24 protein-coding genes and 1 tRNA gene are annotated in these 17,517 nt (G+C 64.1%); 8 read left to right on the forward strand and 17 right to left on the reverse strand.

The genetic code is table 11. The annotated features are described in order from the left end of the window. Positions 1-59: 59 nt before the first annotated feature. The 7 genes from ureG to ureC all read right to left on the reverse strand — a co-directional run bounded on the left by ureG (position 60) and on the right by ureC (position 5,655). On the reverse strand, positions 60-701 hold the full coding sequence (ureG, locus tag NKH33_RS13955; protein ID WP_352709115.1) for an urease accessory protein UreG: 642 nt from the start codon (positions 699-701) through the stop codon (positions 60-62). Next, positions 698-1,138, reverse strand: a complete 441-nt coding sequence (locus NKH33_RS13960) for a DUF3995 domain-containing protein (protein WP_352709116.1) — start codon at positions 1,136-1,138, stop codon at positions 698-700. Before NKH33_RS13960 ends, ureG begins: the two co-directional genes overlap by 4 nt. Further along, complete coding sequence (locus tag NKH33_RS13965; protein WP_352709118.1) at positions 1,135-1,830, reverse strand: urease accessory protein UreF; 696 nt, start codon at positions 1,828-1,830, stop codon at positions 1,135-1,137. The genes NKH33_RS13960 and NKH33_RS13965 overlap by 4 nt, the downstream gene beginning before the upstream one ends. Continuing rightward, the gene (locus tag NKH33_RS13970; protein ID WP_352920031.1) at positions 1,817-2,392 is read right to left on the reverse strand and encodes an urease accessory protein UreE; all 576 of its coding nucleotides are present in this window, start codon (positions 2,390-2,392) and stop codon (positions 1,817-1,819) included. Before NKH33_RS13970 ends, NKH33_RS13965 begins: the two co-directional genes overlap by 14 nt. A 57-nt stretch (positions 2,393-2,449) precedes the next feature. After that, positions 2,450-3,043, reverse strand: coding sequence for a hypothetical protein (locus tag NKH33_RS13975; protein ID WP_352771140.1), 594 nt, complete (start codon positions 3,041-3,043; stop codon positions 2,450-2,452). 300 nt (positions 3,044-3,343) lie between these two features. Continuing rightward, the gene (locus NKH33_RS13980; protein ID WP_352920035.1) at positions 3,344-3,934 is read right to left on the reverse strand and encodes a hypothetical protein; all 591 of its coding nucleotides are present in this window, start codon (positions 3,932-3,934) and stop codon (positions 3,344-3,346) included. 8 nt (positions 3,935-3,942) lie between these two features. After that, on the reverse strand, positions 3,943-5,655 hold the full coding sequence (gene ureC / locus NKH33_RS13985; RefSeq protein WP_502906630.1) for an urease subunit alpha: 1,713 nt from the start codon (positions 5,653-5,655) through the stop codon (positions 3,943-3,945). Between the two features lie 179 nt (positions 5,656-5,834). Here ureC and NKH33_RS13990 point away from each other — a divergent pair, with 179 nt between their 5' ends. Beyond that, positions 5,835-6,218 carry a hypothetical protein gene (locus NKH33_RS13990; RefSeq protein WP_023677006.1) on the forward strand — a complete coding sequence of 128 codons (384 nt, stop codon included), beginning with the start codon at positions 5,835-5,837 and terminating at the stop codon, positions 6,216-6,218. 126 nt (positions 6,219-6,344) lie between these two features. Then, positions 6,345-6,839 (forward strand): hypothetical protein, encoded by a 495-nt coding sequence (locus NKH33_RS13995; protein WP_352814041.1) that lies wholly within the window; start codon positions 6,345-6,347, stop codon positions 6,837-6,839. 26 nt (positions 6,840-6,865) lie between these two features. Here the strand turns inward: NKH33_RS13995 and NKH33_RS14000 are convergent, their stop codons facing one another. The 5 genes from NKH33_RS14000 to NKH33_RS14020 are packed head-to-tail and all read right to left on the reverse strand — an operon-like array spanning position 6,866 to position 9,251. Further along, positions 6,866-7,171 carry an urease subunit beta gene (locus tag NKH33_RS14000; RefSeq protein WP_352920038.1) on the reverse strand — a complete coding sequence of 102 codons (306 nt, stop codon included), beginning with the start codon at positions 7,169-7,171 and terminating at the stop codon, positions 6,866-6,868. A 7-nt stretch (positions 7,172-7,178) separates the two neighbouring features. Further along, positions 7,179-7,772: a HupE/UreJ family protein gene (locus NKH33_RS14005; protein WP_352920124.1), complete on the reverse strand. Its 594-nt coding sequence runs from the start codon at positions 7,770-7,772 to the stop codon at positions 7,179-7,181. 28 nt (positions 7,773-7,800) lie between these two features. Next, positions 7,801-8,058 (reverse strand): DUF1272 domain-containing protein, encoded by a 258-nt coding sequence (locus NKH33_RS14010; protein WP_352539910.1) that lies wholly within the window; start codon positions 8,056-8,058, stop codon positions 7,801-7,803. Between the two features lie 19 nt (positions 8,059-8,077). Continuing rightward, positions 8,078-8,380 carry an urease subunit gamma gene (locus tag NKH33_RS14015; RefSeq protein WP_023677011.1) on the reverse strand — a complete coding sequence of 101 codons (303 nt, stop codon included), beginning with the start codon at positions 8,378-8,380 and terminating at the stop codon, positions 8,078-8,080. Between the two features lie 28 nt (positions 8,381-8,408). Then, positions 8,409-9,251 carry an urease accessory protein UreD gene (locus NKH33_RS14020; protein WP_352821556.1) on the reverse strand — a complete coding sequence of 281 codons (843 nt, stop codon included), beginning with the start codon at positions 9,249-9,251 and terminating at the stop codon, positions 8,409-8,411. A 202-nt stretch (positions 9,252-9,453) separates the two neighbouring features. Here NKH33_RS14020 and NKH33_RS14025 point away from each other — a divergent pair, with 202 nt between their 5' ends. The 3 genes from NKH33_RS14025 (at position 9,454) to NKH33_RS14035 (ending at position 11,761) form a co-directional block, all read left to right on the forward strand. After that, positions 9,454-9,708, forward strand: a complete 255-nt coding sequence (locus NKH33_RS14025; protein WP_023677013.1) for an acyl carrier protein — start codon at positions 9,454-9,456, stop codon at positions 9,706-9,708. Between the two features lie 4 nt (positions 9,709-9,712). After that, a complete protein-coding gene (locus NKH33_RS14030; protein WP_352744792.1) occupies positions 9,713-10,921 on the forward strand; it encodes a beta-ketoacyl-[acyl-carrier-protein] synthase family protein in 1,209 nt (402 codons plus the stop codon). A 135-nt stretch (positions 10,922-11,056) separates the two neighbouring features. Then, on the forward strand, positions 11,057-11,761 hold the full coding sequence (locus NKH33_RS14035) for a glutathione S-transferase family protein (protein ID WP_352920043.1): 705 nt from the start codon (positions 11,057-11,059) through the stop codon (positions 11,759-11,761). 21 nt (positions 11,762-11,782) lie between these two features. Here the strand turns inward: NKH33_RS14035 and NKH33_RS14040 are convergent, their stop codons facing one another. From NKH33_RS14040 to NKH33_RS14055, 4 genes are all read right to left on the reverse strand, one after another. After that, positions 11,783-11,911: a hypothetical protein gene (locus NKH33_RS14040; protein ID WP_302893450.1), complete on the reverse strand. Its 129-nt coding sequence runs from the start codon at positions 11,909-11,911 to the stop codon at positions 11,783-11,785. Beyond that, entirely contained in the window at positions 11,898-12,158 is a 261-nt protein-coding gene (locus NKH33_RS14045; RefSeq protein ID WP_352920046.1) for a hypothetical protein, read from the reverse strand. Before NKH33_RS14045 ends, NKH33_RS14040 begins: the two co-directional genes overlap by 14 nt. A gap of 70 nt (positions 12,159-12,228) precedes the next feature. Beyond that, positions 12,229-12,849: a nucleoside triphosphate hydrolase gene (locus tag NKH33_RS14050; RefSeq protein WP_352920049.1), complete on the reverse strand. Its 621-nt coding sequence runs from the start codon at positions 12,847-12,849 to the stop codon at positions 12,229-12,231. Positions 12,850-12,925: 76 nt separating this feature from the next. Further along, on the reverse strand, positions 12,926-14,032 hold the full coding sequence (locus tag NKH33_RS14055; protein ID WP_352920052.1) for a hypothetical protein: 1,107 nt from the start codon (positions 14,030-14,032) through the stop codon (positions 12,926-12,928). A 250-nt stretch (positions 14,033-14,282) separates the two neighbouring features. On the opposite strand from NKH33_RS14055, the gene NKH33_RS14060 reads away from it, so the two are divergent. Continuing rightward, positions 14,283-15,173, forward strand: a complete 891-nt coding sequence (locus NKH33_RS14060) for a D-alanyl-D-alanine carboxypeptidase family protein (protein WP_352920055.1) — start codon at positions 14,283-14,285, stop codon at positions 15,171-15,173. Between the two features lie 33 nt (positions 15,174-15,206). On the opposite strand, the gene NKH33_RS14065 is transcribed toward NKH33_RS14060, so the two are convergent. After that, positions 15,207-16,013: an AraC family transcriptional regulator gene (locus NKH33_RS14065; protein WP_352920058.1), complete on the reverse strand. Its 807-nt coding sequence runs from the start codon at positions 16,011-16,013 to the stop codon at positions 15,207-15,209. Between the two features lie 198 nt (positions 16,014-16,211). Between NKH33_RS14065 and NKH33_RS14070 the strand changes: the two genes are divergently transcribed. Then, positions 16,212-17,132, forward strand: a complete 921-nt coding sequence (locus NKH33_RS14070; protein WP_352682358.1) for a zinc-binding dehydrogenase — start codon at positions 16,212-16,214, stop codon at positions 17,130-17,132. Positions 17,133-17,295: 163 nt separating this feature from the next. Continuing rightward, positions 17,296-17,372 (forward strand) — tRNA-Arg (locus NKH33_RS14075). Positions 17,373-17,517 lie beyond the last annotated feature (145 nt).

Raw genomic sequence — 17,517 nt, forward strand, 5'->3', positions numbered from 1 at the left:
GATGCCGCGCGACTGGAACGCGCGCAACCGGTTTCGTTTGGTGCAGGCGAACGCGATTGCTATGCCGCCGTGCTGGTGGCAGTGCCAGCTCTCAGCCCGCCATGCTCGACGATGAAATCTATCACCTCCTGAAGCCCCTTGCCGCGCGACAGGTCGGTGAAGCCGAACGGCCGTTTGCCGCGCATGCGGGCAGCGTCGCGTTCCATGATGTCGAGATTGACGTTCACATAGGGCGCAAGGTCGCTCTTGTTGATGACCAGGAAATCGGACCGGGTGATCGCCGGTCCGCCCTTGCGCGGAATCTCCTCGCCTTGGCAAACCGAGATGACATAGAGCGTCAGGTCGGCAAGGTCCGGCGAGAAAGTGGCGGCGAGGTTGTCGCCGCCCGATTCGATGAAGACGACATCGAGATCCGGGAATTTTTTGGTCATCTCGGCGATCGCCTGCAGATTGATCGAGGCGTCCTCGCGAATGGCGGTGTGCGGGCAGCCGCCGGTCTCGACGCCGATGATGCGATCCTCAGGGAGCGCCTGCAGCCGGGCCAGCATCATGGCGTCTTCCTTGGTGTAGATGTCGTTGGTGACGACGGCGATCGAGAACTCGTCACGCAGCGCCTTGCAAAGCTTTTCGGTGAGCGTCGTCTTGCCCGAGCCGACCGGACCGCCGATGCCGACGCGAAGAGGACCGTTGGGTGATATCATGCGGGGAACTCCGTGAGGGCAAGAATGGCAAAGCCAAGCCCGATCAGCAGGCACAGCGGCGAATAATAACGCAGATCGAGCCGCACGAAAGGCTGCTCGGGCGTCAGCCGGCGCCACCAAGGCGTGAAGCCGGCAATGCCGCGCGCCAGGAAGACCAGTGCGATGAGCAGCGCTGTGGCGGCGAGCCCGGCCTTGGGAAAGGGCGTGGCAAACACGCCTTCGAGCGCCATCGGCCACAGCGTCGCCAGGCCCAGGCATGCGGCGACGGCGAAGCTGGCGAAGGGCGCCGGCATCTCGTCGACGCCACGGAAGCCGACCACCGCGCGGGCGCAGGAGGCAGCGTCCCTGCCCGGCCAGATGCCGCCAATGCCCCAATAAACATGCAGTGCTGTGATCAACAGCAGGACGAGCGAGAGGGCGAAAGCGAGAATGATCATGAGCGGAACAGCCGCGAATACTGGGCCTCGTGCTTCATCGCCGTGACGTCGGAGATGAAAGCGCACCCGCCGAGATCATCGAGGGTCGAGCCGGCAGCGCGGTCGGCCGTGGCCAGGGCAAGCGGTTCGAAGGCGGCCAGTAGCGTCATCGCGGCACTCTGGCCAACGATGCCAAGCCGGATCGCAGCCTGGACGAGATTGGAGAAGAAGGCCTGCAGAAAGGCCGCCAGGGCGTCCCGCAGCGCAATGCCGTGACCGCCGGCAACGGCGCCGACGGCAACGCAATAGGCACATTCGGCCGGCAGGCGATCCAGCACCTGGCACGGCCAGGCGAAGGCCGCCTTCAGGAAAGCAGCGCCCTGCAGCATGGTCTCGGCATGGCGCTCGCGCGAGCCTGCCAGAGCTTCGGCAAGGGCGACGATTTCATCGAGATCGCCGGTTTCGCGCGCCCTGCGCCAGCTTTCGGCAAACAGCACCGCATCATTCCAGCCCGAACCCATCTCGACCAGCGTTTCCAGCCACGCGGCGAGCTCTTTGCTGTCGGCAACCAGCCCGGCATGCACGGCTTGCTCGAGACCATGGCTGTAGGAAAAGCCGCCGACCGGGAAGGAAGGCGACAGCCACGCCATCAGCCGCAACAAAGCAATATTGGAAGGCTGGGCAACGTTGGAAGGCTGGTCAGTCATGGTCATGGTCGTGCGAATGGCTGTGGGAATGCGATTCGGTATGGGTATGGGAATGCGCTTCGGCATGGCTGTGCGCATGCGCCTCGGCGTGAGAATGGCCATGGCCGGAATAAGCGCCGCGCACCGGCTTGAACGGTTCGGAAACGTCGTTCACGGTGGCGCCCAGCCCTTCCAGCATCGCCTTGATGACATGGTCGCGCAGAATGAGGATTCGGTCAGCCTCGATGCTTGCCGCGAGATGACGGTTGCCGATATGCCAGGCAAGTTCGGCCAGATGGACAGGGCCGCCGGCACGGATATCGTAGAGCGGCTCCTCGGCCGCGATGATCTCGATGTGGCGGCCATCCTCCAGCACCAGCCGGTCGCCATGGTTCAAGGTCACCGGTTCGGGCAGGTCGACCAGCACCTTGTCGTCACGCACCGTTTCGATGGCGCGACGGCGCAGATGCCGCTCGTCATGGGCAAGCACCGCACTGTCGTATGGCGTGGTGGTTCCGGCTTCGCCTGCGGCCAGGACGGAGACGGCGCGCGGGAATTTGGTGAAGTCGGTGCGAATATCGAGCTTCATGTAAAAACTGCCTCTCCCAAAAAGCCTAGCCTATCGCGTCCGCCGCCCCAATGGGGCTCAAACAATCGTGTCGAAGAGCCGCAGGATGAACGATATCTGATAGACGAGCGCGCCGGCGACAAAGGCGATGTGAAAGCGGCGGTCGCGCATCAGGATCGCAATGACGCAAAGCGCAACGAAAACCGGCGTGCGGATCAGATATTCGACGCCAAAATGGGCGAAATGCTCCGGCCCTTTCAGCAGCGTATCGATCACGTCGAGCAGATAGGTCGCCGCCAGCAGGCCGAAGAACCAGGCCCGGCGCGAATAAAAGAAATCCTCATAGCTGGTGTAGTCCAGCATCGAATCCGGAAACAGCAGCGCGCAGAGCAGGAACAGCGTGACGGCGTAGAAGATGATGAACAGGTATTTGCCGAAAGTCCAATTCTCGATCTGGAACAGGCCGAACTCCCACCACCAGAAATGCACCAGCATTAAAAGCACCGACGCAACCCAGGCGAGGTGCACGGGATAGAGCCGGTATTGGCCGGGATGCTGGACGATGCGGGCGAGCCCCGACAGCAGGCGGGTGACGCCGAGGCCGATCACCATGCCCAGGACGATGCGGATATGCGGGAAGATGTCGTGGGCGTTGGGGAGTTGCGGGTCCATAAGCCTGGCGCGGCATGTTCTACATTTGGCGTTCTAGATTGTGATCTGAAAAGTGAAAACCGGTTTCTGCTGCGCTGACCTGCCGTTCGAATCTTGAGTCCGTTGAGACCTTGGCTATTGGTGCGCCGCAAGCAGATCGGATGAAATGGATGGCGTCTGCGCCAGATACTTCGTTGCCTTGCGAAAATAGGCCAACGGCCCGGAATCCAGATACTCGCGCGCGTCCTGTATTCCCTGACCGCGCGCCTGGATGAACAGCGCCAGCGCAAAGGCGCGTTCCGCTGGCGACAGATAGCCTTGTCACTCGAAGGACCAGCCTTGCGTGCCGGTGGCGGTGTCGCGGTACTGAGTGAAACTCGCCGCAGTGTTGGAATTGAAGATACCAAAGCCGAAGAAGGTGACCGCGAGATCGGTTGCGAACTCCTCCATCTCGGTGCCGCCCGGCGGTTCTTCAGGCACCGAGAACAGCAATGGATGACAAATCTCATGCGCGAACGTCGCAATGAGCTTCATGGGCTTGGGAACGATCGCCGGATTGTAGGTGATTGTCATGGCACCGCCCCGGGACACGGAGAAGGTCCCGGCAGGCTCCCGCGGCGCGTCCTGAAGGACCTGAAGCGGTCCCAAAACCGGGTCGATTGAATCTTGCTGTGGCACGAGATTGAAGCGGGCCGCATCGATGCCAAAATATGCCGCCACCTGCCCGAAATAGTGCGATGCAGCGGCGTGCCCCTGTTCTTCAGAGGGGGTGAAAAATGCTCGTGTTGGCAAGATCAGCGAACGTTTGCGCAGCGCGGCTGCCCCGCCGAAATGCCTGAGCAGCCAACCCCAGCAATCGAGCTGCCACTCCTCGTCGTCGGCGTCCAGCGGGGAGCTTGTGCGCCAGAACACGCATCACCTCAAAACAAAAAGTACCTTTGCGCCATCGGTAGCACGGTTGCTGGCTCGCAGGTCAAGAGTTCGCCGTCGGCGCGGACCTCATAGGTTTCCGGGTCGACCTCGACATGCGGCGTGGCGTCATTGAGCACCATCGAATGCTTGCCGATGCCGCCGCGGGTGTTCTCGACCGCGACCATCTGCTTGTCGATGCCGAGCCTGTCGCGCAGGCCGGTGTCGAGCGCGGCCTTGGAGACGAACGTCACCGACGAATTGGTCATCGCCTTGCCGTAGGCCCCGAACATCGGCCGATAGTGCATCGGCTGCGGCGTCGGGATCGAGGCGTTGGGATCGCCCATCGGGGCGGCGGCGATCATGCCGCCGATCAGCACCATGTCTGGCTTGACGCCGAAGAAGGCCGGGTTCCACAGCACAAGGTCGGCGCGTTTTCCCACCGCCACCGAGCCGATGTCCTTCGACAGGCCATGCGCGATGGCCGGATTGATGGTGTATTTGGCGATGTAGCGGCGGACGCGGAAATTGTCGTTGTTGCCGGTCTCCTGCGGCAGCGAACCGCGCTGGCGCTTCATCTTGTCGGCGGTCTGCCAGCAGCGGATCGCCACTTCGCCGACACGGCCCATGGCCTGGCTGTCCGACGAGATGATCGAGAAGGCGCCGATGTCGTGCAGAATGTCTTCGGCGGCGATGGTTTCCTTGCGGATGCGGCTTTCGGCAAAGGCGATATCTTCGGGGATCGACGGCGACAGATGGTGACAGACCATCAGCATGTCGAGGTGTTCGGCCAGCGTGTTGATCGTGTAGGGGCGTGTCGGGTTGGTCGAGGACGGAATGACGTTAGGCAGGCCGCAGACCTTGATGATATCAGGCGCGTGGCCGCCGCCGGCGCCTTCGGTGTGGAAGGCATGGATGGTGCGGCCCTTGATCGCCGCGACCGTGTTTTCGACGAAGCCGGACTCGTTCAGCGTGTCGGTGTGGATCATCACCTGCACGTCGTAATCGTCGGCGACCGACAGGCAGCAGTCGATTGCAGCCGGCGTCGTGCCCCAGTCCTCGTGCAACTTCAGCGAGCAGGCGCCGGCAAGCACCATCTCCTCGAGCGCGGCGGGCAGCGACGCGTTGCCCTTGCCCGACAGGCCGATATTCATCGGGAAGGCGTCGAAAGACTGGATCATGCGCGCCAGATGCCATGGCCCAGGTGTGCAGGTGGTGGCCAGCGTGCCGTGCGCCGGGCCGGTGCCGCCGCCGAGCATGGTGGTGATGCCCGACATCAGCGCTTCCTCGATCTGCTGCGGGCAGATGAAGTGGATATGCGCGTCGAAGCCGCCGGCGGTCAGGATCTTGCCCTCGCCGGCGATTATCTCGGTGCCGGGACCGATGACGATGGTGACGCCGCCTTGGGTATCCGGATTGCCGGCCTTGCCGATCGCGGCGATACGGCCGTCCCTGAGGCCGATATCTGCCTTGACAATACCGGCGGTGGCATCGACGACCAGCGCATTGGTGATGACGGTGTCGACCGCGCCTTGCGCGCGCGACACCTGGCTCTGGCCCATGCCGTCGCGGATGACCTTGCCGCCACCGAACTTCACCTCCTCGCCGTAAAGAGTGAGATCCCTTTCGACCTCGATGAACAGCTCGGTGTCGGCGAGCCGGACCTTGTCGCCGACGGTCGGGCCGTACATCTGCGCATAGGCGGCGCGGGTGATTTTAGCCATCAGCAATTGCTCCCGAAATACAGCCCGAAAATACCGCTTGTCGAAGCCGGGCCCCACATTGCCGCCATCCTATGGTCACGCAATGACCCGCTGAGCGACACTTTCCGATCCCATTTAGCGTTTGAGGTGGCCGGGCCACCCCAAAACCACAATTTGCCAATCGATGGAAAGGAACATCCATGCGCAAAACGACCCTTCTGGCAGCCGCCGCCACGCTGGTGCTCGCAACCGCCGCCAGCGCCCAGCAACAGCCCGCGCAGCAGCCCAGTCCGGCGCCGGCTGCGCCTGCTCCTGCCGCGCCCGGGGCGCAGCCGCAGGCGCCCACCATCCAGGCGATCAACGTCGTCGATATCAAGGATCTGCCCGCGGACACTCAAGCCAAGGTCAACGAGGTGATCGCCAAGCGCAGCGATGCCGACCTGCAGAAACTGCGCGGCTCGATCGACGCGACACCGCAGGTCAAATCCGCGCTCGAAGCCAAGGGGCTCACCTCCGCGCAGGTGATCGCCGCCAGCATGAGCACCAATGGCGCGCTGACGCTGATCACCAAGAAAGCGAGCTGACGAGACGAGGCGGCGGGCCGGCGGCCGGCCAGCCCGCCGCATCGCAAAGGGAACCTTCACGGGGGACGTTACGTTTCGGTCCTGTCGCCCTGACACGAGCCTCGAAAAGGACCCTGAGAACGAGCGATGGCGATCACCACCTTCTCCGACACCAGATGGCTGCATGGGATTGCCGCGACCGCGTTTCTGGCAGCCAGCATTCCGCACGCCGCGCTGAACGCGCAGAGCCTCGACAGCGCCGAGACCGTCAACCGGATCGTCGGCTCGGAGGTCGGCCAGGAAGAGACCCAGACAAATGCGGAAGCCGGCAAGGTCAATTCGGCGATCGACCGCACGCGTGAAAACATCGCCGCCGTGCGCAAGACATCCAAGCTCGACAAGGTCGATATCGTGTTTCTTACCGATGCCGCGCGCACCGAAGGCGGCCCGCCGCCGGCGATCGAAAACAAGGTCAGGCAACATCGGGACGACATCGCCGAGCTGCGCAAGGAGATCGAGGCGAACGCATTGCTGTTCAACGCCATCGATTCGCGGCGAGTGCAAACCGAGGACGTTCTGGCGGTGGAATTCGACGATCCGGGAAAGATCGTCATCTATGCGGCGGCCAAGCCGCCCGGCTGAGCCGAAACTGCTCGACGCCTTCGATCTCACAGGGCGCCCATGATCTTCTGCTGAAATCCGTAGACCTCGCGCTTGCCGCCGAACGGCACCAGGGTAACGTCGCGCTCTTGGCCGGGCTCGAAACGCATGGCGGTGCCGGCAGCGATGTCGAGGCGCATGCCGCGGGCCTTGTCGCGATCGAATCTCAGTCCCTCATTGGTCTCGAAGAAATGATAATGGCTGCCTACCTGGATCGGCCGGTCGCTGCTGTTGGCTACCTTCAAGGTGACCGTCGCCAGACCCTTGTTCAGTTCGATCTCGCCGCTTGCCGTGATGATTTCGCCGGGGATCATTGCGGCCTCACATGACGTCAAAAGCGAGGCCGGCGCCAAGCGCGGCACAAGCGGCGCCAGCGGCGCGGGCAAGCCCGCGGAAGCGCCAGCCGAGGCCGAGACCGGCCGCGATGCCGACGGCGTGGAGCAGTGCGGTGGCAACGGCAAAGCCCGCCATATAGCCGAGTCCGCCGACATTCTCAGGCACCTCGGTGCCATGGGCATAGCCGTGGAACAGCGCGAACAGGCCGATGACGGCGACGCCGGCCGAGACAGGAAGATCGACGGCGAGCGCAACCAGCAGCCCGAGTGCCACGACGGACGCCAGTATCGCCGGCTCGACGAAAGGCATCGGCACATGCAGCATGCCGAACACGCCGCCGGCCAGCATGACGCTTACGAAGGCCAGCGGCCATGCCCACATCGCTTTGTCGCCCTTGAGCGCGGCCCATAGCCCGACGGCAATCATCGCCATCATGTGATCGAGGCCGGAGAGCGGGTGGGAGAAGCCGGCGGTGAAGGACCAAACCGTGCCGACGCCGACATGGGCATAGGCTGGCATTGCTGCCGCCAGCAGCAGGACCGCCGACAGCGTTGAGCGTTTCATCGTAGCGGGGATCATCGGCGTAGCTTCCATCTTCGAGTACCTCTCACGCCGCCTTGCGGGCCGGAGCGCAGCCCTCTGCCTTGAGGACGCGCCTGGTGGAGGCCGGATATTTCTTCAGCAGCGCTGCCGGACGGATCGGGCGGGCCGAGAAGTTGCCGCCGCAATTCGGACAGGCGCCGCCGAGCACGTTTTGTGCGCAGTCGGCGCAAAAGGTGCATTCGAAGGTGCAGATCACCGCATCCGTCGCATCCGGCGGCAGATCCTTGTCGCAGCACTCGCAGTTGGGACGCAGCTCAAGCATTTTCCTCTCCTTGGCGGTGTTATCTGATCGGCTCGTGCACGGTCACCAGCTTGGTGCCGTCTGGAAACGTCGCCTCGACCTGCACATCGTGGATCATTTCTGCAATGCCTTCCATCACCTGGGCCCGGGTGACGACATGGGCGCCGGCCTCCATCAGCTCGGCGACCGCGCGGCCGTCGCGGGCGCCCTCGACGACGAAATCGGTGATCAGCGCGATCGCTTCCGGATGATTGAGCTTGACGCCGCGTTCGAGCCGCTTGCGGGCCACGATCGCCGCCATGGCGATCAGCAGCTTGTCTTTCTCCCTCGGCGTCAGATTCATGCTTTTTCCTGCGGTGGCACAATCGAAATCAGAGTGACCATAATTTGGGCAGGCCCGCCCGTCCGTTGAGCAATTCGACAAGCGGCACCAGCCGCTTGCGGAGCTGGTAGCCGTCGTCAGCGAACAGCCTCGCAAGAAGCTTGCCAGATTTCCGCACGCTCCAGAAACTGACGCCGCCCTGGCCGCCGACTATGCCCCGGGCCGGCTCGAGCAAAGCCTCTGCCCGTGGCGACACCATCAGCAGCGTCGCCACTGCGACGGCACCGCCGGCCGCTGCGGGACGGTTCAAGGTGGCCGCAATGTCCGGCCCGATGCGGAACTCCTCTGCATGGACCAGCGCCCCGTCCTGGCGGACGCGCCAGCGGTCGTGGAAATGGCCCTGCGAAGCCCGTTCACCCATGGCCAGGCGGCCGAAGACGGTAGCCTCCAGGATCAGCGCCTCGGCTCCGGTGGCAAGCTCCACGTCAAGGCTGCGGGCAAAGGCCGAGCGGTCGAAGACGATGGTTTCCTGTGGCAGCCAGGCAATGTGGCCGTTTTCCCCGACAGTCAGCTGCACCCGCACTTCGGCGCGGTCGGATGCGGCGCGATAGATTTTCTCGCAAGCCTGCGTTGTTATGGTTGCGGAAGCGCCGGCACCGACATCGACCTCCCAGGCGAGACGGTCGCCACCGGTCAGCCCACCGGCGGTGTTGATCAGGACGGCTTCGAGCGGATCGGCCGAGACCGCCGGCATGCGGATCTTGGCCGAACCGTCCTGGTACAGACGCCGAAGACGCGTGCGGCCTCCGTTCCAGTCGCAGCCAAGCCGCGCGACGCCGGCAACACGCTGGGCCGGCGGCACTGAAGTCAAGCTATATGCGATCGTATCCACGACACCAACGTTAAGCACTGCGGCGGCTTTGTCGATATATAGCTTGTTGCTTGACAGCGTTTCGGTTTCTATAGAGGGAGCCACCTTGGTACGGTCACCGGCGCCTGGCGGGGGTAAAAGGCGACGATGACGACGTAATCGAGGACAAAAGGGGCGCTGATCAGTTGGCGTCGGGAAACGACAGAGTTGGGGAAGAAACCGAATGGCTGACCAGCTGGCAAACGATATCATCGCCAAGATCAAGGCTCATGCCGAGCCGGGCGGCGAGGAAATCACCACCAGTACCGAACTGACCGCCCTTGGCATCCATTCGCTGGAACTGACGGAGATCATCTTCGATCTCGAGGAAGAGTATGGCATCGAAATCGAGATGAACACTGTCGATGCCTGGAGCAATCTGAAGAATGTCGGCGACATGGTCGAGGCGGTTCGCGCGCTGATCGCGAAAAAAGCCTGACTGAATGCACAAGCGCGTCGTCATCACGGGCATCGGCGGATTATGCGGGCTCGGCACCAATGCATCGGCAATCTGGAATGAAATGCGCGCCGGCCGTTCGGCAATCGGCGCGATCGACAATCCGCTGCTGCATGATCTGAAGGTCAAGGTCGGTTGCGAAATCAAGGCGCTTCCCGAGCACGGCATCGACCGCAAGCAGGTCGTGTCGATGGACCGCTTCAGCCTTCTGGCGACGATCGCCGCGCGGGAGGCGGCACAGCAGGCGGGATTGAACCCGCACGCGGCCAACACCTACCGGATGGGCACCATCGTCGGCGTCGGCGTCTGCGGCTGGGAGGCGATCGAAGAGAACTATCGCGCCATCCTGCTCGAAGGCAAGAACCGCGCCGGCATCTTCACCGTCCCGAAAGTAATGCCGGGCGCTGCAGCCGGCCATGTCAGCATGAATCTTGGTCTGCGCGGGCCGGTGTTCGGCATCACTTCTGCCTGCTCGTCATCCAACCACGCCATTGCCTCGGCGGTCGATCAGATCAGGCTCGGCCGGGCCGACGTCATGGTCGCCGGCGGCACCGATGCGCCGCTGGTCTGGGGCATCCTCAAGGGCTGGGAGGCCCTGCGGGTACTGTCGCCGGACACCTGCCGGCCGTTTTCGGCCGACCGCCAGGGGCTCGTGCTCGGCGAAGGCGCCGGCATGGTGGTGCTGGAAACATATGAGCATGCCATGGCGCGCGGCGCCGCCATCCTTGCCGAAATCGCCGGCGTCGGCCTTTCCGCCGACGCCTCCGATATCGTCGCGCCAACCATCGAAGGGCCTGAGGCGGCGATGCGCTTCTGCCTCGTCGATGCCGGGCTCAATCCCGAGGACGTCGACTATCTCAACGCGCATGGCACCGGCACCAAGGCCAACGATCAGATCGAGACGGCGGCGATCAAACGCGTGTTCGGCGGCCATGCCTACAAGCTTTCGGTGTCCTCGACCAAATCGATGCACGCCCACTGCCTCGGCGCCTCCGGCGCGCTGGAAATGATCGCCTGCGTGATGGCGATCCGCGAAGGCATCGTGCCGCCGACCGCCAATTATCGGGAAGCCGACGCCGACTGCGATCTCGACATCACGCCGAACGTGGCGCGCGAACGCACCGTGCGCACCGCGATCAGCAACAGCTTCGCCTTCGGCGGCACCAATGCGGTGCTGGCGGTAAAGGCCGTGTGACCGCACCCCTTGCGGGTCCTTCACCGGGCCGGCGAAACTTTCCATGCGCATATTGATCGCGCCAGGCGTCGCGCCTAACTCTCTGCGACCCGCCATGACCGTGCCGCTCGGCGCGGTCCCCTACCAGGAGTTTCGATGACCGATCTGTCCGCGTTTCCGATTGCCAGGCGCTGGCCGGCGAGCCACCTCGACCGCATCCAGCTTTATTCGTTTCCGACGCCGAACGGGGTGAAGATATCGATCGCGCTGGAGGAACTTGGCCTGCCTTACGAGCCGCATGCCGTCGATATCGGCAACAACGAGAGCTGGACCCCGGAATTCCTGTCTTTGAACCCGAACGGCAAGATACCGGCGATGATCGATCCGGACGGCCCGGGCGGCAAGCCGATCGGCTTGTTCGAATCCGGTGCCATCCTGCTTTACCTCAGCGACAAGACCGGCCAGCTGGTCCCGGCAGACGCGACGCTGCGTTATGAGACGATCCAGTGGGTGTTCTTCCAGATGGCTTCGATCGGGCCGATGTTCGGCCAAGTCGGATTCTTCCACAAATTCGCTGGGCGCGAAATCGCCGACAAGCGCCCGCTGGAACGTTATCGCGACGAGTCGCGACGGCTGATCGGCGTCCTCGAAACGAGGCTCAAGGGCCGTAGCTGGATCATGGGCGACGATTACACGATCGCCGATATTTCGATGCTTGGGTGGGTGCGCAATCTGATCGGCTTCTACGAGGCGCGGGAACTCGTCGGTTTCGACGATTTCCCCAGCGTGGGCGCATGGCTGGAGCGTGGCCTCGCCCGACCGGCGGTGCAGAGGGGCCTCACCATTCCGGCCAGAAGCTGATCTTACGTCGATTCCCCTCGGCTATTTTGCCTTGGTCCGGGGCTTTGAGCCGCCCTTGCCGACTACGGAAGCAGCAAGCGACGCCGCACCTTTGGCGGTGGCAAGCACGGCACCGGCGGCGACATTGGCCGTTGCTTTAACGGTGCGCATTGCGCTGCCTGCGATCGATCCTCTGCTGCTTGCCGATCTTTTGGGCTTGGGTGCAGCGGCTTTGGCCGCGGCAGGCATCACCTTTTTCGGCGCCGCCTTGCCAAAGCTGGGCTTTGCCGCATCCTTGGGGCGGGCCGCCGCTGCCGGGCCGGCGCTGGTTTTCACTCGAGTGGCTTTTGATCGTGTTGCCCTGCCCTTGGCGGGCGCAGGCTTTCTTGCCATGGTTTCCATCGAACGGTTCCCTCATGGGCACAATTGCCGTGTCCGGGATAACGGCCTGAAACTGTCAAGGTTCCGGCCGGGCGGTTCCTTGCAAGTCACGCCAGGTCGCCGACCACCAGGTCGGCGGGCCGCCGACGGGCAAGCACGCGGTCGATGTTCGGCATATCGTTAGAGGCGATCCAGGCGCGCGCGTCCTCGTCGGAGCGGCCGTGCTCGTGCCATCGCTCCAGCAGTCGGCGCTCGAGTTCGGCGCGCGGCACATCGACGAAGATCGAGAAGTCGAACAGCGGCGCCAGCCGCGTCCAGGGTTCCTCGTCGAGCAGGAGATAATTGCCTTCGACCAGAATGAATTTGGTGTCGGCGGCGACAATCGCAGCGGCGGCGCGCGACAGCTCCATGCTGCGGTCGAAGACCGGGATGGCGATATCCGGCTCGCCGGCGCGGATGCGCTTCAGCAGCGCTTCGAAGCCGGCAAAATCAAAGGTTTCCGGAGCACCTTTTCGCGCGCGAAGGCCGCGTCGATCGAGAACGACGTCATCGTAATGGAAGCCATCCATCGGCACGACTTCCGCCGTGCCTTCCGGCAGCAGGTCGTGCAAGCCTGTCGACAATGTCGACTTGCCGGCGCCGGGCGGACCGGCAATGGCAACGATGAAGCGCGGTGCCTTGCCGGCGCGCTTGAAAATGACAGCAGCGATGTGGGCGATTTCTGACATTGGCATCCATAAGATGGTTCTGGCGCATTTTGGCGGCAGTTTTTGAAAATTTCAAACGCCGGCTTGTGCCAAGCCTTCAATCGGGCCTGGATTGGCCGATCGGCAGGAAATCGCCGTCGAAGCCGATGTCGCGCACGGCACCGTCAGCCGCCAGGATGCGCATGCGGCCCGGCGAGGTCGTGACGTCGTGCGGCGGCTCGCCGGATGGCCATGGCAGTGCGCCGATGACATGGCGGAACGAAAAGCGGCGCCCTTCGGAAAGGGCAAAGGCGGTCGCCACGCCTTCGCGCTTCAGCCAATTGTCGCCGAGCGATGCGGCGTGGCCGACGGCCGTGCGGCCGTCCTCGATGCCGAGCACGCCGCGGTGGCGGCTACTCCATGGCGCATAATCGCGCCCGCCATTGCTGACCCACAGCATGGTGACCGGCAGTTCGGCCGGGTTCTTCAGCACCAGCACGAGATCGGCTTCCGCCTGGCGCGCCAGCGCCGTCCAGCCCGGCCCGCCATGATCGGCCTCGACCAGCGTCACGAAGTCCTCACGCAGCTGGTCCATGCGATAGGCGGTCAGGTCAATCGTGCCGCCGTTGGCGACGGGAAAGCGCGTCAGGTCGGCGGTTCGCGCCGGGTAGGCGAGCAACGAGCGGCCGCGGGCCGGATCGGGCTCCGGCGCCTCACTCGGCGTTGCGGCAAGGCGCTTGGGCGAGAAGGCCAGCCTGCCGCCGGCCGTCATCACCGTCATCGGGTGGTGGGCGACGGGAATGGCGCCGGCGCCGCCGGAAAAGACGTGCTCCTGATAGAGAAAGGGATGATCGTCGCGCAAGGTCAGGATCTTGTCGACGGTTGCGCCCATGACCGGGCGCTGCAAGCGGAAGACGGCGCGCCAGCCGTCGGCCGTTGCCGCGCTGTCGACCACGTCCCAGCGGCTATTTGCCGGCCAGCCATGCAAAGGTGCCGCTTCGACGTCGCTGATCGAGAACGGCGCGCAGAGGAAATCGCCGGACAGGTGGACCGTCCCTTCAGGCAGGTCTTTCGGCAGCATCTCGCGCGGCTCGCCGACCCAGGGTGCGCGATGCAGCGGCTTCAGCCGGCGGCCATCGATATCGACCGTCATGTCGGCGAGATGGCCGACGGCAAGATCGACCGATACCGAAATGCCCTTCGCCGTGATCGTGACCGTATCCATGTGCACCTACCGATTCTGCCAGCCCGATTCTGCCAGCCCGATTCTGGCGGCCCGATTCTGCCGGCGCCAGCAAAGCCACTCGCCGCCGGTTGCGCAAGCGCGGTGGCCGGCAATTCACATCAGGCGGCGCCACGTCGGCCTGTGGACAGGGCACCGTTCGAGGCCCCGACCGATATTAACCAAATAGACTGTGCCTTTGCGTTAAGATAGCTTCGCGTCGTCTCAGAAACAGCCTGCCTTCGGAACTGACTTGTCCGCCTTCCGGTTCTTTTCGTCCGTCCACAAATGCGTCGGTGTGCTGGCGCTGCTGCTGTTTGCTGCCGGCTGCACGACTGTCACGCCGCCCGACAGCGTGCTGGCGGTACCGGCGCCGCCGCAGAAATATGCCGCCATGGTCATCGATGCCGGCACCGGCAAGACGCTGTTCGAGGTCAATTCGACGGCGCCGCGTTATCCGGCGTCGTTGACCAAGATGATGACGCTCTACCTTCTGTTCGAGGCGCTGGATTCTGGCCGCATCAGCAAGGAGACGCAAATTCCGGTGTCGGACAACGCCGCCCGGCAGCCGCCGACCAAGCTGCGGTTCAGGCGCGGCGAGACCATCGACGTCGATTCGGCGATCCGCGCCATCATCGTCAAATCGGCCAATGACGTGGCGGTCGCCGTTGCCGAATATCTCGGCGGCAGCGAAGAGGCGTTCGCCGGCATGATGACCGCCAAGGCGCGCCAGATCGGCATGAGCAGCACCGTGTTCCGCAACGCCTCGGGCCTGCCGGACGGCGACCAGCACACGACCGCGCGCGACATGGCGGTGCTCGGCATGGCGCTGCACGCCCGCTTCCTGCAGCATTTCCACTATTTCTCCGAAAGCGACTTCATGTTCCGCGGCAGGCTGGTGCGCGGCCACAACGACATGCTCGGCCGGGTGCGCGGCGTCGACGGCATCAAGACCGGCTACATCAGAGCTTCGGGCTTCAACATCGTCACCTCCTATAATGCAGACGGGCACAGGCTGATCATCGTGGTAATGGGCGCCGACAGCGCGCGCCAGCGCAACGACCACGTCGAGGCGCTGATCCAGCGCAGCCTGTTGCCGACCTCGGAGGCAAAGACGCGGCTGCTGTATGCCGAGGAGCAGTGACAGTTGAAGTCCGAGTGTTGACCGCGTGCGGGTTCAGGCGACAAACGCAGAGCCGCCGTTTTGCGCGACACTGCTGAGATACTTTGCCGGCGGCTTGCCAAGCGCTTTCTTGAACATGGTGATGAAGGCGGTGACCGATTCGTAACCGAGATCGGCCGAAACCTGCTGCACGCTGGCGCCGGAGGCCAGCTCGCGCATTGCGACGATCAGGTGCAGTTGCTGGCGCCAGCGCCCGAAGGTCAGTCCTGTCTCTTTCACCACGAGACGTGCGAGACTGCTCTCGCTGAGCGCGACGCGACTGGCCCATTCCGCCAGCGTGCTGCGATCGGCAGGATCTTGCGCCAACGCCGCGGCGATGCGCCTCAAGCGCGGCTCGGACGAGATCGGCAAATGCAGCTGCTGGACAGGCATGCGCGGCAGTTCGGATAGCAGTACGCTGGTCAGGAGCTCGCCCCTCGCGTCATCGTCCTCAACGCGATCCGTCAGCTCTATGATGAGCTCGCGCAGCAACGGCGTGATCGAAAGCGTGCAGCACCGGTCCGGCAGGTCGGTAGCTCCCGGTTCGATATAGACGAAGAAAATCCGGGCATTGGCGGTCGCGATATTGCTGTGCTCCATGTCGCCGGGAATCCACACCGCGCAATGCGGCGGCACCATCCACAGGCCGCTGGGGACGCGACATGTGACGCCACCGCCCAGCGCGAAGACGAGTTGCCCTTTGCGGTGGTGGTGGTCCGGCACCTCCGCCCTGGTTTCGGTAACGTCAACGCGCACGGCGATTGCCGGGGCGAGGACATCATCCGGATCGAAAGGCCAGGGGTAGCGGAGAGGCTGCCTCATATTGACTGATTTTAGCGATCGACTGCCAAGATATCTAAATTACTCACACAGGAAAGTCGATAGTTTAGGGATGAGCTACTCAGAAGCCGACAGGCGGGCTTCCAGTCATGCCCTGCTTGCGTTCTGAACGTCGGACCAACAAGCCCGGCGCACGAAAACAGGCTGGCGTCCGCCACGCAGCAAGAAGGGACGATACCGATGCTCGCCTTGGTCACATCTTCCGACAGCGCCACCGGGTTGCGGCTCGCCGAGCTTGGTGAGCCCGAGCCCGCCCCGCATGAGGCGCTGGTCTCGGTCCGGGCAGTCTCGCTGAACCGCGGTGAACTGCGCCTGCTCAACATCCGTCCGAACGGCTGGGTGCCTGGCCAGGACGTCGCCGGAATTGTCGAGCGCGCCGCGGCCGACGGCTCCGGGCCGGCGGTCGGCGCCCGGGTTGCGGCTCTGGTCGACGAGGCCGGGTGGGCCGAACGGGTCGCCGTTCCGACCGACCACCTCGCCGTCCTGCCGGACGACGTCAGCTTCGTCTCCGCCGCCACTGTTCCGGTCGCGGGTACGACCGCGCTGCGGACCCTGCGCCTCGGCGGTGACCTGGCCGGCCAGCGGGTCCTGATTACCGGCGCAAGCGGGGCGGTCGGCCGTTTCCAGATCCAGATCGCCCGCCAGCAGGACGCGTCGGTGGTGGCCGTCGCCGCTGAGCGGCATGCCGACGATCTCCGCGGTCTCGGAGCCGAGCGGGTCGTCGAAACGATCGAGCTGGCCGAAGGACTGTTCTCGCTGATCACCGAATCGGTGGGCGGCGATAGCCTCGCCCACGCGATCGAACGGATCGCGCCCGGCGGGACAGTCGTCATGTTCGGCTCGAGCAGCGGCGAACTCACGCCCATCGGCTTCCGCCAGTTCGTTCCGGGGCACGAAGGCGCTCGGCTGCAGACCTTCGCCTACTACGCCTCCGGTCCGGAGGTTGGCGCTGACATCGCCTCGCTGCTCGCGCTGATCGCAGCCGGCCGGCTCGAAACGCGTGTGGTCCTGACCGTGCCGTGGCGGGACGTCGGCCAAGCCCTCGACGCGCTGCGGCAGCGCAGCATCAGCGGCAAGGCAGTGCTTACCGTGACAGAATGAGCAGGCGGTGGCGCCGGACGGGACGATGTCTGTCTCCTCCGGACTGCTACGGCAACTTGAGCCCGCTGGCGATTGCCCGTTGAAGCCGGCGCCTGCTTCCGCTAAGAAGCCGTGGCTGGCCGGTTTACCGGCTGGTTCGTTTTTGGGATCACCGATCCTGAAGGCACCCGTAGCTCAGCTGGATAGAGCGCTGCCCTCCGAAGGCAGAGGTCACAGGTTCGAATCCTGTCGGGTGCGCCAAATCTCAAATTGTCCAACCCGGACACATGGGTCGCGGTTTATACCGGAGACATGGTGGACCGCGCCCCTGGGCGAGACACCAGTTCCCCAGATTTTGGATTGCGCACAGCCTCCTAGCGCAACGGTTAAGCAGGCGACCGCGGGA

It is taken from the genome of Mesorhizobium sp. M1182, assembly GCF_040318335.1.
In the GTDB taxonomy this organism is placed as follows: Bacteria; Pseudomonadota; Alphaproteobacteria; order Rhizobiales; family Rhizobiaceae; genus Mesorhizobium.

Excerpts from the sequence above, each read along its gene's own strand:
- ureG (WP_352709115.1), bottom strand. The coding sequence starts at position 701 with ATGATATCACCCAACGGTCCTCTTCGCGTCGGCATCGGCGGTCCGGTC.
- NKH33_RS14065 (WP_352920058.1), bottom strand. The coding sequence starts at position 16,013 with ATGAGGCAGCCTCTCCGCTACCCCTGGCCTTTCGATCCGGATGATGTC.
- NKH33_RS14010 (WP_352539910.1), bottom strand. The coding sequence starts at position 8,058 with ATGCTTGAGCTGCGTCCCAACTGCGAGTGCTGCGACAAGGATCTGCCG.
- NKH33_RS14030 (WP_352744792.1), top strand. The coding sequence starts at position 9,713 with ATGCACAAGCGCGTCGTCATCACGGGCATCGGCGGATTATGCGGGCTC.
- NKH33_RS13965 (WP_352709118.1), bottom strand. The coding sequence starts at position 1,830 with ATGACCATGACTGACCAGCCTTCCAACGTTGCCCAGCCTTCCAATATT.
- ureC (WP_502906630.1), bottom strand. The coding sequence starts at position 5,655 with ATGGCTAAAATCACCCGCGCCGCCTATGCGCAGATGTACGGCCCGACC.
- NKH33_RS14050 (WP_352920049.1), bottom strand. The coding sequence starts at position 12,849 with ATGTCAGAAATCGCCCACATCGCTGCTGTCATTTTCAAGCGCGCCGGC.
- NKH33_RS14015 (WP_023677011.1), bottom strand. The coding sequence starts at position 8,380 with ATGAATCTGACGCCGAGGGAGAAAGACAAGCTGCTGATCGCCATGGCG.
- NKH33_RS13990 (WP_023677006.1), top strand. The coding sequence starts at position 5,835 with ATGCGCAAAACGACCCTTCTGGCAGCCGCCGCCACGCTGGTGCTCGCA.
- NKH33_RS14045 (WP_352920046.1), bottom strand. The coding sequence starts at position 12,158 with ATGAGGGAACCGTTCGATGGAAACCATGGCAAGAAAGCCTGCGCCCGC.
- NKH33_RS14040 (WP_302893450.1), bottom strand. The coding sequence starts at position 11,911 with ATGCGCACCGTTAAAGCAACGGCCAATGTCGCCGCCGGTGCCGTGCTT.
- NKH33_RS14000 (WP_352920038.1), bottom strand. The coding sequence starts at position 7,171 with ATGATCCCCGGCGAAATCATCACGGCAAGCGGCGAGATCGAACTGAAC.
- NKH33_RS14070 (WP_352682358.1), top strand. The coding sequence starts at position 16,212 with ATGCTCGCCTTGGTCACATCTTCCGACAGCGCCACCGGGTTGCGGCTC.
- NKH33_RS13995 (WP_352814041.1), top strand. The coding sequence starts at position 6,345 with ATGGCGATCACCACCTTCTCCGACACCAGATGGCTGCATGGGATTGCC.
- NKH33_RS14035 (WP_352920043.1), top strand. The coding sequence starts at position 11,057 with ATGACCGATCTGTCCGCGTTTCCGATTGCCAGGCGCTGGCCGGCGAGC.
- NKH33_RS14055 (WP_352920052.1), bottom strand. The coding sequence starts at position 14,032 with ATGGATACGGTCACGATCACGGCGAAGGGCATTTCGGTATCGGTCGAT.
- NKH33_RS13970 (WP_352920031.1), bottom strand. The coding sequence starts at position 2,392 with ATGAAGCTCGATATTCGCACCGACTTCACCAAATTCCCGCGCGCCGTC.
- NKH33_RS13975 (WP_352771140.1), bottom strand. The coding sequence starts at position 3,043 with ATGGACCCGCAACTCCCCAACGCCCACGACATCTTCCCGCATATCCGC.
- NKH33_RS14025 (WP_023677013.1), top strand. The coding sequence starts at position 9,454 with ATGGCTGACCAGCTGGCAAACGATATCATCGCCAAGATCAAGGCTCAT.
- NKH33_RS14005 (WP_352920124.1), bottom strand. The coding sequence starts at position 7,772 with ATGATCCCCGCTACGATGAAACGCTCAACGCTGTCGGCGGTCCTGCTG.
- NKH33_RS13960 (WP_352709116.1), bottom strand. The coding sequence starts at position 1,138 with ATGATCATTCTCGCTTTCGCCCTCTCGCTCGTCCTGCTGTTGATCACA.